General features: G+C 51.8%; 15 protein-coding genes. 5 read left to right on the top strand and 10 right to left on the bottom strand.

The genetic code is table 11. The annotated features are described in order from the left end of the window. Window positions 1–14 precede the first annotated feature (14 nt). The 8 genes from rna to citC all read right to left on the bottom strand — a co-directional run bounded on the left by rna (window position 15) and on the right by citC (window position 7,669). The gene (rna, locus tag HV243_RS17990; RefSeq protein ID WP_053388578.1) at window positions 15–821 is read right to left on the bottom strand and encodes a ribonuclease I; all 807 of its coding nucleotides are present in this window, start codon (window positions 819–821) and stop codon (window positions 15–17) included. 110 nt (window positions 822–931) lie between these two features. Further along, on the bottom strand, window positions 932–2,395 hold the full coding sequence (gene citT, locus HV243_RS17985) for a citrate/succinate antiporter CitT (RefSeq protein ID WP_016152219.1): 1,464 nt from the start codon (window positions 2,393–2,395) through the stop codon (window positions 932–934). Window positions 2,396–2,420: 25 nt separating this feature from the next. Further along, a complete protein-coding gene (gene citG, locus HV243_RS17980) occupies window positions 2,421–3,326 on the bottom strand; it encodes a triphosphoribosyl-dephospho-CoA synthase CitG (protein ID WP_047359502.1) in 906 nt (301 codons plus the stop codon). Next, complete coding sequence (gene citX, locus HV243_RS17975; RefSeq protein WP_053388579.1) at window positions 3,295–3,849, bottom strand: citrate lyase holo-[acyl-carrier protein] synthase; 555 nt, start codon at window positions 3,847–3,849, stop codon at window positions 3,295–3,297. Before citX ends, citG begins: the two co-directional genes overlap by 32 nt. A gap of 3 nt (window positions 3,850–3,852) precedes the next feature. Further along, entirely contained in the window at window positions 3,853–5,385 is a 1,533-nt protein-coding gene (gene citF, locus HV243_RS17970; protein ID WP_053388580.1) for a citrate lyase subunit alpha, read from the bottom strand. A gap of 9 nt (window positions 5,386–5,394) precedes the next feature. Then, a complete protein-coding gene (locus HV243_RS17965; RefSeq protein WP_053388581.1) occupies window positions 5,395–6,303 on the bottom strand; it encodes an aldolase/citrate lyase family protein in 909 nt (302 codons plus the stop codon). After that, window positions 6,300–6,596, bottom strand: coding sequence for a citrate lyase acyl carrier protein (gene citD, locus HV243_RS17960; protein ID WP_003831276.1), 297 nt, complete (start codon window positions 6,594–6,596; stop codon window positions 6,300–6,302). Before citD ends, HV243_RS17965 begins: the two co-directional genes overlap by 4 nt. Then, entirely contained in the window at window positions 6,593–7,669 is a 1,077-nt protein-coding gene (citC, locus tag HV243_RS17955; RefSeq protein ID WP_016152224.1) for a [citrate (pro-3S)-lyase] ligase, read from the bottom strand. The genes citD and citC overlap by 4 nt, the downstream gene beginning before the upstream one ends. A gap of 389 nt (window positions 7,670–8,058) precedes the next feature. On the opposite strand from citC, the gene dpiB reads away from it, so the two are divergent. Both dpiB and dpiA read left to right on the top strand, forming a co-directional pair. Beyond that, a complete protein-coding gene (gene dpiB / locus HV243_RS17950; protein ID WP_046274583.1) occupies window positions 8,059–9,720 on the top strand; it encodes a sensor histidine kinase DpiB in 1,662 nt (553 codons plus the stop codon). Beyond that, on the top strand, window positions 9,689–10,369 hold the full coding sequence (dpiA, locus tag HV243_RS17945; RefSeq protein ID WP_016152226.1) for a two-component response regulator DpiA: 681 nt from the start codon (window positions 9,689–9,691) through the stop codon (window positions 10,367–10,369). Before dpiB ends, dpiA begins: the two co-directional genes overlap by 32 nt. 149 nt (window positions 10,370–10,518) lie before the next feature. Here the strand turns inward: dpiA and dcuC are convergent, their stop codons facing one another. Then, window positions 10,519–11,901 carry an anaerobic C4-dicarboxylate transporter DcuC gene (gene dcuC, locus HV243_RS17940; RefSeq protein WP_016152227.1) on the bottom strand — a complete coding sequence of 461 codons (1,383 nt, stop codon included), beginning with the start codon at window positions 11,899–11,901 and terminating at the stop codon, window positions 10,519–10,521. 451 nt (window positions 11,902–12,352) lie between these two features. On the opposite strand from dcuC, the gene pagP reads away from it, so the two are divergent. Both pagP and cspE read left to right on the top strand, forming a co-directional pair. After that, the gene (gene pagP / locus HV243_RS17935; protein ID WP_016155963.1) at window positions 12,353–12,916 is read left to right on the top strand and encodes a lipid IV(A) palmitoyltransferase PagP; all 564 of its coding nucleotides are present in this window, start codon (window positions 12,353–12,355) and stop codon (window positions 12,914–12,916) included. Window positions 12,917–13,105: 189 nt separating this feature from the next. Next, entirely contained in the window at window positions 13,106–13,315 is a 210-nt protein-coding gene (gene cspE, locus HV243_RS17930; protein ID WP_000034825.1) for a transcription antiterminator/RNA stability regulator CspE, read from the top strand. A gap of 51 nt (window positions 13,316–13,366) precedes the next feature. Here the strand turns inward: cspE and crcB are convergent, their stop codons facing one another. Continuing rightward, a complete protein-coding gene (gene crcB, locus HV243_RS17925) occupies window positions 13,367–13,750 on the bottom strand; it encodes a fluoride efflux transporter CrcB (protein WP_003831281.1) in 384 nt (127 codons plus the stop codon). Window positions 13,751–13,840: 90 nt separating this feature from the next. On the opposite strand from crcB, the gene HV243_RS17920 reads away from it, so the two are divergent. Next, window positions 13,841–14,629, top strand: coding sequence for a deaminated glutathione amidase (locus HV243_RS17920; protein WP_053388582.1), 789 nt, complete (start codon window positions 13,841–13,843; stop codon window positions 14,627–14,629). Window positions 14,630–14,639 lie beyond the last annotated feature (10 nt).

Here is a 14,639-nt window from a genome sequence, read left to right as displayed (position 1 = left end):
GCCGGTCGTTATTTTCAGTATCCCACTTTGTCGATAATAAACTGTTTACCGCAGTTACCCGGATGCGGTTGCGGTAAGAATGACTGTGCGGATAACGTCTGGTTAATGGTGTCGGCTTTCAGGGTCAATTGGATTTCTGTGAGATAGGCCGGATTGCCGTGGCAGCTTAGCTTCACGGCTTTGACGTTCTCTCTGCCCCAGCTTTTAGCGACGGCGGCGTCAAATGCGCTGCGGCTGACGGTTTTGCCGTAGTTTTCCGCGAGGAATTTGCCAGCCTCGCTGTTCTTAACCTCATTATTCATCCGTACCATCGTGCCGAAGTATGCGTCGGGATCAAAACCGAAACAGGCGCCATGTTTGGCATATTCGTAACGTTCCAGACAGGATCTCCCGCCGGCACCGGGCATTACGGCACTGAGTTTTGCCGCGCTTTCCAGCGACAGGCCTGTTTCGGGAGCCGCGCATTTACGGCTGGCGCGCGCTTCAGGCAGGTTGGGGATAGGGCGAGTCGCGCAGCCAAAGCGCATCCAGCGGCGGTTGTCTACTCCACGGGCGGCGATGGATTTTGGCAGGCTGGGCCATAAACCGTGAACGGTCAGGAAATCTGCTTTGTCCGCGCTCTCTTTTTGCAGACGACATTCGTCGGGCTCTTGACGATTTCTCTCGTGTTGGCTCTGACAAAATCCGGTTTGCCAGGAGAGGGCCAGCACGTAGCTGTCAAAATCAGCGTACTGTTTTGCCTGAAGTTCGTCGGCCTGAGCTACAGAAACTGGGAGCAGAAGTGCTGCCAGCAGCGAAGAATAACGCCATCTTGATGTCATGATGATTTCGGATACTTATATAAATTCTGAATATCATCTATTTAATCATAAAAAATGCCAGTCAGGTTTAGCTGACTGGCATCATTTTCATCAGGCGGGAACCCGAATGATTAGCTCCACATTGCCAGAATCGGCCAGCCGACCAGCAAAAGCATAGAGATGTAGATAACGCCGAAGATTGCACCCAGACGCCAGTAGTCTTTGGACTTCACATAACCGCAGCCGTAGATAATAACGCCAGGGCCAGTTGCATACGGAGTCAGACAGCCCATGATACCGATGGACAGTACCAGCAGGATACACAGGTGTTCCATCGGAACGCCCGGGATGCCTTTGCCGACGGCCAGAATAACCGGCAGCATGGTGGCGGTGTGTGCGGAAAGGCTGGCAAACAGGTAGTGAGCAAAATAGAACACCAGCACCAGAACGATCACGGTCGCGTTAGGCGAGAAGCCTTCCAGGTGCGAGCTCATCGTGTTGGCGAACCAGTCGATGAAGCCTGAACGGGTTAAACCATTCGCCATAACGACCAGCGTGGCGAGGTTAACCAGGGTGTTCCATGCGCTGTTATAACGGGTGATGTCTTTCCACGGGACAACGTGCAGCGCCAGCATCAGCGAGACTGCCAGCAGACCCACAGCGGTCGCATCAATCAGTTTACCGCCAAAGACCCACAGACCCAGGCTGAGCAGAACCAGACCGATCAGGGTCAGCTCTTTACGCGTCAGTTTACCCATGGTTTTCAGTTCATCACCAGCCCACGCGGCAACTTCAGCACTGTGAGTAACTTCTGGCTTGTAAAGAACATAGGACAGCCACGGAGCAACGATCAGCAAAATAATACCAACCGGCAGGAAGCTGAGGAACCATTGCAACCAGCTGATTTGAATACCGGCAATTTTATTGACGAATTCCAGACCCAGCACGTTAGGTGCAGCACCGGTAACGAACATAGAGGAGCTCAGGCTGGTACTGATTACCATCATCCACATCAGATATCCGCCGATACGGCGCGCGGACGGATCGTTCGGGAATGATTTAAACAGCGGCGGCAGGTTTTTGATAACCGGGAATACGGTACCACCGGTACGCGCGGTGTTGGATGGTGTAAACGGCGCCAACAGAATGTCGATGATGACAATCGCGTAGCCCAGCGTCAGGGTGCGCTTACCCATGAATTTTACCAGGAACAGCGCGATACGACGACCCAGACCGGTGACTTCATAGCCCAGCGCGAAGATAAACGCGCCAAACACCAACCACACGGTAGTGCTGGAGAAGCCTGCCAGACCCCATTTCAGCGCTTGCTTACCCGCTTTAAACGCCGGGTCGGCCAGCTCTGAAGCATCAAACAGCAGATAGTTGCTGCCGATGACGCAGATCGTTACGGCGATAAAGCTTATCGCTGTTGCCGGGATTGGCTCCAGGATCATCCCAACAATCATTGCCACGAAAACGGCAAAATAGTGCCAGGCCTGCGGGGGCATTCCATCAGGGACAGGGATAAGAAACATGACGCCCATTACGACCAATGGGGCCAGTAATTTCCATATTTTATCTTTTGCTAAAGACATGTGTGTGATTCTCCGGAAAGGATCTTTAATTGTGATAATGATGAACTTGTGAAATCTGAGCTAAGAACCAGGTGACGATCAGCAGATCGGCGCAGCCTCCTGGGCTGAGGTTGCGTTCAATACACTGTTGGTCGAACTGGCGCAGGTATTCGAGATCGGCAGGGGTGCGAATCCCCCCTTGCTGCAATAGAGCGGTGGCCTGCTGCTGTAGCCAGCGCAGACCTTCTGCGCCGCCACGTGAAGCCACGTTGGTGTCGCCATTGATAGACATCAGCAGCAATAACGTGTCGAGTAGCGCCAGTTCAGGATCGCGGCCCTGAGTCAGCAGTGCGCGGTAGTGCGGCAGGGCATGCTGGATGACTAGCGGGTATCCCGCTTCGGCTTCGCCCCGTGCGCCGGTTAATCCCAGTTGCTGATAAAGACGTTGGCCAGCCGTGAGTTGTTGATTGTTCTGGCGCAGTTCGCGCTCGGTCAGGCCACGGCAAAATGTTGCTGCCGTTGAGCAAAGGGTTTCAGCGGTAACAGTCAGTTGGAGCTGGTGCAGGCGGCCAATGGCGGCACACAGCAGCCCCAGTGAAAAGATGCTCCCTTTATGGGTGTTTACCCCCTCGGTGGCGCGAAACATATCGGCTTCGCAGGCCATGCCCAGTGGGCGCAGTCCTTTCAACACATCTTCAGGCGACAGCTGTGCGCTAAACGCCCCATATTCAATAAAACGCGGCAGCCAGGCCTGAATTGCCTCAGCGCTGCGATGAAAATCTTCCAGCGCCATATCTTTATGTGCGCCGTTGTTAATACGATCCACCAGACCCGGTTTGGGCGACAGGTTGACTTCAGTCAACATGGCCCGCCACGCAAGCGTTGCGTAAGCGTCAGGCAGATCCAGAGGAAGGACTGCGTTATTGGTTGATGTTGCGGGAATCGGCATCATGCAGCAGTGCCTCCATCTGAGAGAGTAAGTCGGAAAGCGCGTGGGTTTTACCTCGCGCGCATTCGGCAGCGCTTTGCTCGCACAGCAGACAGCGGCGGGCAGGGAGTGCGAAATGACGCCGGGACAGAATTTCCCCTTCAGGGGTCAGGACATCGATGTCCCATAACCGTCCCAGCGGATGTGAATGCTCAAGTTCAATCGTGGCGAGCTTGAGAGCGTGGGCCGGGGCCTCAATAGACAAAAGACCTTCCGGACCGCTGGCAGAAACCAGCGCCGTTTGCTCCCTGATAATCCAGGTGGATTTTTCCGCCAGCGCGAGCAGGGCGGTGACGCCGTGATTAAAGATGCGACGGGTTAATGCGCTGTCTTTAATCGGACCCGGTGCGACCACGGTAAACGAGACCAGTGGCGCGTGATGACGCGTCAGCCAGGCATGTTGCCTTGCTTGTCTCTCATCCCGGCTGGCGAGCAGCTCGGGAATCGAAACCGCATGTTGGGTGGCGTGTTCAGGGAGCAGGCGCATGGCTTATTCCTTCACCTGATGCACAACGTCAATCACCGAGCCATCGCGGTAACGCACAACGGCAATCACGCGGTCGGTGAATTCGATAGCGCGTGGCTGACCGGTGAGCTGCTGTGCACGTTCGCGCAGCCATTCAATGGACACCACTTTCATACCGGCTTCTTTCAGACGTTCAGCCAGTTCCAGACGCGCAGGGTTAACGGCGATACCGTGGTCAGTGACCAGGATGTCTACGCTGGAGCCTGGGGTTACGCAGGTCAGGACGTTATCAACCAGCGTCGGGATGCGTCCGCGAACCAGCGGAGCGACAATGATGGAAAGCGCAGCGGCAACCGCAGTATCGCAGTGACCGCCGGATGCGCCGCGCAGTACGCCGTCAGAACCGGTCAGTACGTTAACGTTGAAGCTGGTATCAACTTCCAGCGCACTCAGCACCACGACGTCCAGACGATCGACGGAGGCGCCTTTTGAGCCCCAGTTGGCATACTGGTTGGCACTGATCTCAATGTGGTTTGGATTGCGAGCCAGCGACTCAGCCGCGTTACGGTCAAAGCTCTGTACGTCCAGCAGTTTGCGAATCAGGCCTTTTTCGTGCAGGTCAACGATGGTAGCGGTGATGCCGCCCAGCGCGAAGTCAGCACGGATATCGCGGCTGCGCATCTTGTCTTCCAGGAAACGAGTAACGGCCAGAGAAGCGCCGCCGGTTCCTGTCTGCAGTGAGAAGCCTTCATTGAAGTAACCGGAGTTAGCAATGACGTCTGCCGCGCTACGGGCGATTAACAGTTCACGCGGGTTGGTGGTCATGCGTGTCGCATCAGCACCGATTTTGTCCGCATCGCCGACCTGATCGATCTGTACAATCAGATCCACTTGATCCTGCGTAATGCTGGCCGGGTTATGCGGATAGGTCAGCAGCTGTTCAGTCAGCAGGACAACCTGTTTTGCATTTTCGGCATCGACGCGGGCATAGCCCAGTGAACCACAGCATGCTTTACCTGTATAGCCGTTAGCATTACCAAACTGGTCACAGGACGGTACGCCGAGGAACGCCACATCAATGCTGAGTTCGCCACTTTGCACCAGGTGTACACGGCCGCCATGGGAGTGGACCTGCACAGGCTCGGCCAGCAGGCCACGGGAGATCTCTTCCGCCAGCGGGCCACGCAGCCCGGAGGTGTAAATACGGCTGACCACGCCCTGACGGATGTGTTCAACCAGCGGAGCATGGCAGTCGCTCAGGGAGCTGGAGGCCAGCGTCAGATTTTTAAAGCCCATTCTGGCGATGGCGTCCATCACCAGGTTAATCGTCAGATCGCCACCGCGAAAAGCGTGGTGGAAAGAGATGGTCATGCCATCCTGTAAACCTGAACGACGAATGGCGTCTTCCAGGTTAGCGCACAGCTTCTTGTCGCGCGGTTTTTGCGCCTGTAATTCTACTTTTGCGGTGCTCTGATAAGCGGAAAGCTCACTTTCTGCATGACGGCTCCAGGTCGCCACGCGATCCTGGCGTTGAGACTGTTCGATTTTCTGCGTCATTTTTTTGCCTTATTCTTCGCGAATGCCGGAAAGTTCTGCACGGGAGATAACCAGAAGGGCGCGCTCGATAACCGGGCTGTCGACCATTTTGCCGTTCAGGGAAACTACGCCACGGCCTTCGCGAGCGGCGGCTTCAGCGGCTTCCACGACCAGGCGCGCGTGAGCCAGCTCTTTGCGTGTCGGCGCGTACAGGTTGTGCAGGAGCTCGATCTGGCGCGGGTTGATGAGCGACTTACCGTCAAAACCCAGTTGCTTGATGTGTGCGGCTTCATGCAGGAAACCCGCTTCGTTGTTGGCATCGGAATAAACGGTGTCGAACGCCTGAATGCCGGCAGAGCGTGCCGCCTGCAAAATAGAGCAGCGGGCAAACAGCAGTTCAGTCCCTTCCGGAGAGCGCTCAGTGCGCAGGTTACGCACATAATCTTCCGCACCCAGTGCAATACCGATCAGGCGCTCGGAAGCGTGGGCAATTTCTACCGCACGGGTAATGCCTAACGGCGATTCGATGGCGGCTAACAGACCGGTACTGCCTGGCTCACGGCCACAGGCTTTCTCGATACGCAGGATTTCGCTTTCGATGTCGATGACATCCTGCGCGGTATCGGTCTTCGGTAAACGCACGATGTCAGCGCCGCCGCGTACCACGGCTTCGAGATCGTTAATGCCCCATTCGGAGTCGAGGGCGTTTACGCGCACGATAGTTTCAACGTCGTGATACAGAGGATGCTGCAGCGCGTGGTACACCATACGGCGAGCAGTATCTTTCTCGCGCAGCGCGACGGAGTCTTCCAGGTCGAACATCAGCGCATCTGCCGGATAGATGAACGAGTTGCTGACCATGGCGGCATTGGCGCCCGGTACGAACAGCATGCTGCGGCGGGTACGGGTTTTACGTTGCTGCAAAGATTCACTAATCACTGGCAATCCTCCCATGGCAGTGCAGGAATACCGCCAGCGCGGGCCAGTAGTGCTTCCAGTCGCGCACGTAAAATGCAGTCCAGTGCGCCTTTATCATCAACATTTAATTGCACGCCGCGTACGTTGTAGCGGGACAGAACGTCCAGAATGGTGGCCCGGATGGCATCACCGAACTGCTTTTCGACGCTACTGTTAACCTGCAGGTCAATATCCTGCGAATCGAGTGGGGCGATGCGAATCATCACATCACCGGACTCGAGTGTGCCTGCGACGGCTGCCTGGTTTATTTTCATTTTTCACCTGTTGCTAATGCGGGGGTATTTTGGCGGACTGCCGCACCCGATGAGGCCCGCTCAACCATGCTTTGCAGATAGTGCAGCGTGGCGTCAGGGACCAGGGATGCGATAGCCGTGAGATCTTTTTTAACCAGCAGCTTGCGCACCCAGGAGGCAGAAATCGGCATCTCCTGGAAGCACAGCCGCTCAATTTCCACCAGTTCAATCGGTGGGGCGGGAAGCGTTGGGGTCTCCAGCCAGTAGCGCATATCGTTGTTGTACTGGGAGGTGACGGTGCAATACGGCTCGGTACCGACGAAGCGGTGCGTGACGCCAAGAGCCGGGGCCAGATACTGGCGGAAGATTTTCAGGTCTATTTCGGTATAGCAGTGGTTAATAACGCTCTGCTCTTTGATGAAGTAGCACGGGAACGTGGCGCGGGAAATGATGTATTCCGAACCGCGATGAACGGTTAAACGTGGAATGTCTTTTGTCCCTTTAAGCACCAGATCCAGTCGGTCTTCATACGGAAAACGCGAGGTATCTTCTTTCACCAAAAACAGATGCAGCCAGTCACATTGCGCGGCTGCTTGTTGGATCAGAAAACGATGTCCGTTGGTGAAGGGGTTGGCGTTCATGACGATACAGCCAATTTTTTTCCCTTCATGGCGCTGTTTCGCCAGTGATTCAGCGTAGCGTTTCAGACGTGTGGTGCTGTTTTCCATCAGCACCATAATGCCGGGAACGCTGGTCAGCGTAGAAAAACCGCACTGCTTAAACAGCGACTCGTACTCGGTTTTGGTATAGATGAAGAGGTGCGTACAGTGGCGCTCATAGGCGAGGTTGATTAACTCGGTCGCCAGCGTCAGCGCTAAGCCTTCACCCCTTACGGATTCGCAGATGGCGACGCACTTTATGATATTGCCGGCAATGCCGCCGCAGGCAATCAGGCGGTCATCACGGGTGACGGTGATAAATACTTCGACAGTTGTATCAACGCTCAAATCATTCTCTTTCAGAAATTGCGCGATAGCCGCCATCTTTTTATTTTCTGAGCGTTTAACTTGCGTGAATATATTATTACCGAACATAGTGAATAGAGCCCCGATGCTATATTTGTTACTGGGTTTCTGTTTTTGTTGCTCTGTTTAGCAACCTGATAACTTCTTGTTTGCAATTGAAGGGAATGTTTTTTTATTACGGAGTATTTCTTTTTTTCCCTGCTGCATACATCGTAAGGAGTATTTTGGAGGTAATTTTTGATTTATTTCACAATAAGTTAGAAGGTTTTAATGTGTTTTATGGTTTTAAGTTTTTTAATTAATTTAACTCCGAAATAGCGGGTGGTTTTAATTTGTTTAATTGATTTAAGGTGGGGAATCTGCAACGATCCTGTTTTATACCGCGACTTGCAAATAAAACATTTTTATTACAACTACAATGAGAAATAAGTTTCGGGTAACGTCGCTGAGGAAGAAATATGGCAGAGCAAAAAAATAAAACACGGTTTCCTTTTTTTCGCAGTCTGGCGTTTCCATTGCGTATCTTTCTGCTTATTTTGGTCGTTTCTGTTTTTATTATCGCCGCGTTAGCACAATACTTTACCGCCAGTTTTGAAGATTATCTGGCAACGCATGTCCGCGATATGGCGATGAACCAGGCCAAAATCATCGCCTCTAACGACAGTATCATCGCGGCGGTGAAGCATCGTGATTACAAGCGTCTGGCGACCATTGCCGACAAACTGCAGAGCGGGACTGACTTCGACTATGTGGTGATCGGGGATACCAACTCTGTCCGCCTTTACCACCCAAATCCGGAAAAAATTGGCTACCCGATGCAGTTCACCAAACCCGGCGCACTGGAAAGAGGGGAAAGTTACTTTATTACCGGCAAAGGGTCCATTGGGATGGCGATGCGCGCCAAAACGCCCATCTTTGATGACGATGGCAAAATCATTGGCGTGGTCTCAATTGGCTATCTGATCAGTAAAATCGATAGCTGGCGATCGGACTTTTTACTCCCAATGGCAGGGGTGTTTATCCTGCTGTTGCTGGTACTTATGCTGCTCTCCTGGTTATTTGCCGCCCATATTCGCCGGCAGATGTTGGGGATGGAGCCTAAGCAAATCGCGCGGGTAGTGCGTCAGCAGGAAGCGCTATTCAGCTCGGTATATGAAGGTTTGATCGCCGTGGACCCTGATGGGTATATCACCGCAATAAACCGCAGCGCGAGGAAAATGCTGGGGCTGTCTTCGCCAGGGCGAAAGTGGCTTGGAAAACCGGTTAGTGAAGTGGTTCAGCCGACTGACTTTTTCACCCAGCAGATTGCGGAAAAACGACAGGACGCGATGGTGAACTTTAATGGCCTGAGCGTTATCGCTAACCGTGAGGCGATTCGCTCCGGCGATGAACTGCTTGGGGCAATCATCAGTTTTCGTAGTAAAGATGAAATTGCTACTCTTAATGCGCAATTAACGCAGATCAAACAGTATGTAGAGAGCCTGAGAACGCTGCGTCATGAACACCTTAACTGGATGTCGACCATTAATGGCCTGCTGCAAATGAAAGAGTATGACCGGGTGCTGGCAATGGTGCAGGGGGAGTCGCAGGCGCAACAGCAACTGATTGACAGCCTGCGCGGCGCGTTTGCCGATCGTCAGGTAGCCGGTCTGTTGTTTGGCAAGGTGCAGCGTGCGCGTGAACTGGGCCTCACTATGACTATCGTTCCTGGCAGTCAACTGCATCAACTCCCTGAGGGGCTGGATAGCACAGAGTTTGCAGCAATTGTTGGCAATCTGCTTGATAATGCATTTGAAGCGAGCTTGCGCACCCAGCAAGGCAACAAGATCGTCGAACTCTATTTGAGCGATGAAGGGGATGACGTGATCATCGAAGTTGCCGATCAGGGATGCGGTGTACCGGAAGCATTGCGTGAAAAAATATTTGAACAGGGTGTGAGCACCCGTACCGATGAACCAGGTGAACATGGCATTGGTTTGTATCTGATTGCAAGTTATGTGAGGCGCTGTAACGGGGTGATTACACTCGAAGATAACTCCCCCTGCGGCACCTTATTTTCTTTATTTCTTCCGAAAGTGAAAAAAAATAATGACGGAACCATTAACGCTATTGATCGTTGAGGATGAAACGCTACTGGCGGAAATGCATGCTGAATATATCCGCCATATACCCGGCTTCAGCCAGATTTGGCTGGCGGGTAATCTTGCGCAAGCGAGGATGATGATTGAGCGTTTTAAGCCCGGTTTGATTCTGCTCGATAACTACTTGCCGGACGGCAAGGGAATTACGTTGTTGCATGAGCTAACCCAGACGCGTTATCCGGGGGGCGTGGTGTTTACCACGGCGGCCAGCGACATGGAAACGGTCTCCGAGGCCGTGCGCAGCGGCGCGTTTGATTATCTGGTCAAACCCATTGCCTACGAGCGCCTGGGACAGACGCTGACGCGTTATCAACAGCGCAGACGCATGTTGGCCGGTAATGACAGCGCCAGTCAAAAGCAGATTGATGAAATGTTTAATGCTTATGCGCGCGGCGAACCGAAAGGCGATTTGCCGACCGGAATTGATGCGTTAACGCTGAATGCGGTGTTGAAATTATTTGCCGATCCGACGGTACATCATACTGCGGAAACGATCGCCCAGGCACTCACTATCAGCCGTACCACCTCCAGGCGCTACCTGGAGTACTGTGCCAGCCGTCATTTGATTATTGCGGAGATTATTCACGGTAAGGTGGGGAGGCCGCAGCGTATTTATCACGGCGGCTAATTCACGTCATCCTTGAAGCTGCCTCTTTGTGGGCGGCGTGAAGAAACCCCAGTCACATAATTATCTATGGTACTGGGGATGTCTTCACTTGCCGCCTTGATGCAGCTTAAATGATTTTGCGTATCAAGGTTAGATGCTGACAGTTATCGTTAACCGCCAATCAGGGCGGACGTCGCCGGCACCATCACTTCAGTTGCGATAATCACAACCAGCAGTCCAACCAGAACCGGAACCGAGGTACGTTTCACTACTTCGAACGGAGAGATCTTTGCCATCCCTGCGACAGCGACAACCACACCGGAGACCGGAGAGATTGTGCGTCCAAGGTTTGATGCCTGCAGCATCGGAATAGCAAGGTAAGCCGGGTTAATGCCAGAAGAGTGCGCCAGTTTCGGGATCATCTCAACGAAGGCATAGAACGGTGCGTTACCGGACCCCGTGGTCATTGCCGCCAGCATAGTCAGGATCACCAGTACCAGCATCAGAATAATGCTCGCGGAGCCAAACGAGGTGGCGATAGAAATCAGACTCTGAATAAAGCCGATTGTGCTCAGACCCTGGGCAAAAACGCCCGCCGCGACTAACAGCATCACCACGTTAGCAAAGGCATCTGCCATACCACGGTAGGCGACTTCCAGACCCGAGAAAACCTTCTGGGTGTTGAATCCTCGTACGAACTCCAGTACAGCAGCGATGAGCATGCACAGCACCAGAATCGTAATGATATGCAGCTGTGGGCCCCATTTTCCATCGAAAATCAGGACGCCAACGATCGGGGTAAATGGCAAGATGGCGTAAAACGACGGGGCGGTAGTGGTAATTTCAGCCACATCTAACATTTCATGAGAAATGTTCTCTTTTTTATCCAGGTAACGCTGCCAGAAAAAGTGGGCAATCGCCATAGCAATGATGGCGGCAATGGAAATTGGCAGCGTGGTTTTAAACGCGAAATCGATCAGCGGCATTTCCGCGGCTTTTGCAGCCAGCACTACATCACCGGATGTTGGCGAAAGAATAATAGCGGCTGGGGAGGCGCAAATGGCTGCTGCGGCGCCACGGCTAATCCCAACGTTAACCATGACCGGGAACAATGTCGCCATCAGCAATACGCCCAGACCGGTTGCTGAAGAGACCGCCAGGGACATCAGGCAGGCGACAAAATAGGCGGCAATCATAAGCAGATAAGGTGAATTGATATACTGCAGCGGCTTAGAGGCCAGCTTAACCACCATATCATTCGCGCCAATATGCGTCATGTAGGCGGCAAAACCACACAGCATCATAATCATCATGCCGAGATCGCCGCCACGGCTCATCAGCAAAATTTTAATATATTCAACAATGTCTGTTGCCGTATAGCCCGTTGTTGCTGCGCTAGACGGCAAAACTTTATGGCCCATCAACGCACTGATAATCAGCAAAACCAGACCGCCGACAAACAGTACGCCTGTCGCGGAATAACCTTTAATGATGTAGCGCGCTACACCCACAATAACCACAACCCCAATAAGGAGTTCAATAAATGTCAACATTGTTTCCCCTGTCGCATTGCTGCCCAGAAAGTTAAAAAACTAAAAAAAGTAAAAAGTGGTGACAGAATGTGCCTAATAAACCGATAACTCTTGCTGATTGAAATCAATAAAAATACGGATTCAAGCGATGGCTAAGCCGTTTTTTCAGCATCGCGATTAAAAAAAGAATATCACAATAAAAAACTGTGAAGCGCAGCGTTGGTGTGTGTGTTTTGTGGTGATATTGATGCTTTATTGTTAATTTATTGTGATGTTATTTAACTCTCGCCGCAGGAAAGCACAATTTATTGGCAATAAAGAGAAAATAGTTCCTATGAAATGGCTCAGTAAATAAAGGGGTAGGTTATAGGCTGAGGAATATTCTGATTTTTTATTTGCGCATTTTTGTTAAGCTGACATTAAGATTGGGTTTGCTAAAATTAATAATAAATCCCAGGATGGTAATTAAGTTGTGATTTTCGCTAAACGATATTTTCTCATTTTTTCATTTATTTTTATTCAGTTAGCTTTCACTTCCCAGGCTGCTGCTGAAGATAAAGGCTGGTTTGCTACTTTTAAAGATAATGTCAGTGAAACCTGGCAGCAGCCGGAACATTATGATCTGTATGTACCTGCTATTACCTGGCATGCGCGTTTTGCCTACGATAAAGAAAAAACGGATCGCTACAATGAACGGCCGTGGGGTGCAGGATTTGGTCAATCCCGTTGGGATGATAAAGGTAACTGGCACGGACTTTATATCATGGCGTTTAAGGATTCCTACAATAAATGGGAACCCATTGGCGGCTATGGCTGGGAAAAAACCTGGCGACCGCTGGCTGATGAAAACTTCCATACAGGTCTCGGCTTTACCGCCGGTTTCACCGCGCGTGATAACTGGAACTACATTCCGGTACCGGTGCTGTTACCGCTGGCATCAATTGGTTATGGTCCGGCAACGTTTCAGATGACCTACATTCCTGGAACGTATAATAACGGCAACGTCTACTTTGCGTGGATGCGGTTCCAGTTTTGATGGACTATCTGTATTGTCAGGTGGTTTATTAGAAAGCCCTTTAAAAACATAGCGATAGGAAGTTTAACTGAAAAATAACGCGACATTTATCACTTTTTGATAAAGTTCGACTGGACAAAGTGCACCACAATTGTTGTACTGATACCCGACACAGCATTTGTGTCTATTTTTCATGTAAAGGTAATTTTGATGTCTAAGATTAAAGGTAACGTTAAGTGGTTTAATGAGTCCAAAGGATTCGGTTTCATTACTCCGGAAGATGGCAGCAAAGACGTGTTCGTACACTTCTCTGCAATCCAGACCAATGGTTTTAAAACTCTGGCTGAAGGTCAGCGTGTAGAGTTCGAAATCACTAACGGTGCCAAAGGCCCTTCTGCTGCAAACGTAATCGCTCTGTAAGCATACGACAGCAAGCATTCAAAACCCGCTTAATTGCGGGTTTTTTTCGCTTCAATGTGCGGGAGAGGCAGATACCAACCAGAATGCCAGGGCGGTCATCGCGAATGATCCCAAGAGATTAACCAGTACATTCACCATAGCCCAACCAAAGCGTCCTTCCTGCAGTAAAAACACTACCTCAGCAGAGAAAGTGGAAAACGTTGTCAGTCCCCCGCAAAAGCCTGTAGTAATCAGCACCTTCCACATTGGGTCAATATTTGTCATGCGATTAAACCATGCCAGACCCATACCAATGATAAATGCGCCAAGTAAGTTTGCAGCCAGCGTACCGAATGGAATGGCCTGATGCAGCGGGTTAAACCGCATACTCAACATCCATCTTGCTACGCTACCTGTGCCACCACCGATAAAAACCGCTAAAAGGAGTTGTAACACTGCGTAATCCTGCTATTTGATTGTATAGAGGGTGAGTGTAACGCTGAATAATTGTTGTTGGCGAGCCTAACAAAGTTTTCTGGAGGGAATATGTTCGTTGCAGCAGGGCAATTTGCCGTGGGACCTTCATGGGAAAAAAATGCAGAAACCTGCGCCTTACTGATGTCTCAGGCTGCAGGAGAGGGGGCGTCGCTACTGGTATTACCGGAGGCATTGTTGGCGCGTGACGATTTAGACCCTGACCTGTCAGTGAAATCAGCTCAGCTTTTGGAAGGCGGGTTTCTGACGTATTTGTTGCGAGAAAGCGCACAAAATGAGATGACGACAATCCTGACGATTCATGTTCCCTCTGTGCCAGGCCGGGCATTTAACATGCTGGTTGCGCTACGGGCTGGTCGGGTAGTGGCCCATTACGCTAAATTACATCTCTATGACGCCTTTTCGATTCAGGAGTCACGTAATGTCGATGCAGGGGACGCCATAGCGCCGCTGCTGGACGTAGGCGGATTAAAAGTAGGGCTAATGACCTGCTATGACCTGCGCTTCCCTGAGCTGGCGCTGGCGCACGCGTTGCAGGGGGCTGAGATTCTCGTTCTACCTGCGGCTTGGGTGCGGGGATCGTTAAAAGAGCATCATTGGGCCACGCTTTTGGCGGCAAGAGCGCTGGATGCCACGTGTTATCTGGTTGCGGCTGGAGAATGCGGTAACAAGAATATCGGCCAAAGCCGGGTCATCGATCCCTTTGGCGTGACTATTGCGGCGGCGGCTGAAACGCCCGCGCTCATTATGGCCGAGGTTTCCGCCGAGCGGGTCAGGCAGGTCAGGGCACAACTTCCGGTGTTAAGTAACCGACGCTTTGCGCCACCGCAATTATTATGACGTTTTTTTA

It is taken from the genome of Citrobacter sp. RHBSTW-00599, assembly GCF_013784065.1.
Classification (GTDB): domain Bacteria; phylum Pseudomonadota; class Gammaproteobacteria; order Enterobacterales; family Enterobacteriaceae; genus Citrobacter; species Citrobacter braakii.
Note: the sequence above shows the minus strand (reverse complement) of the source record. Positions and strands in the feature narration are given on the sequence as shown.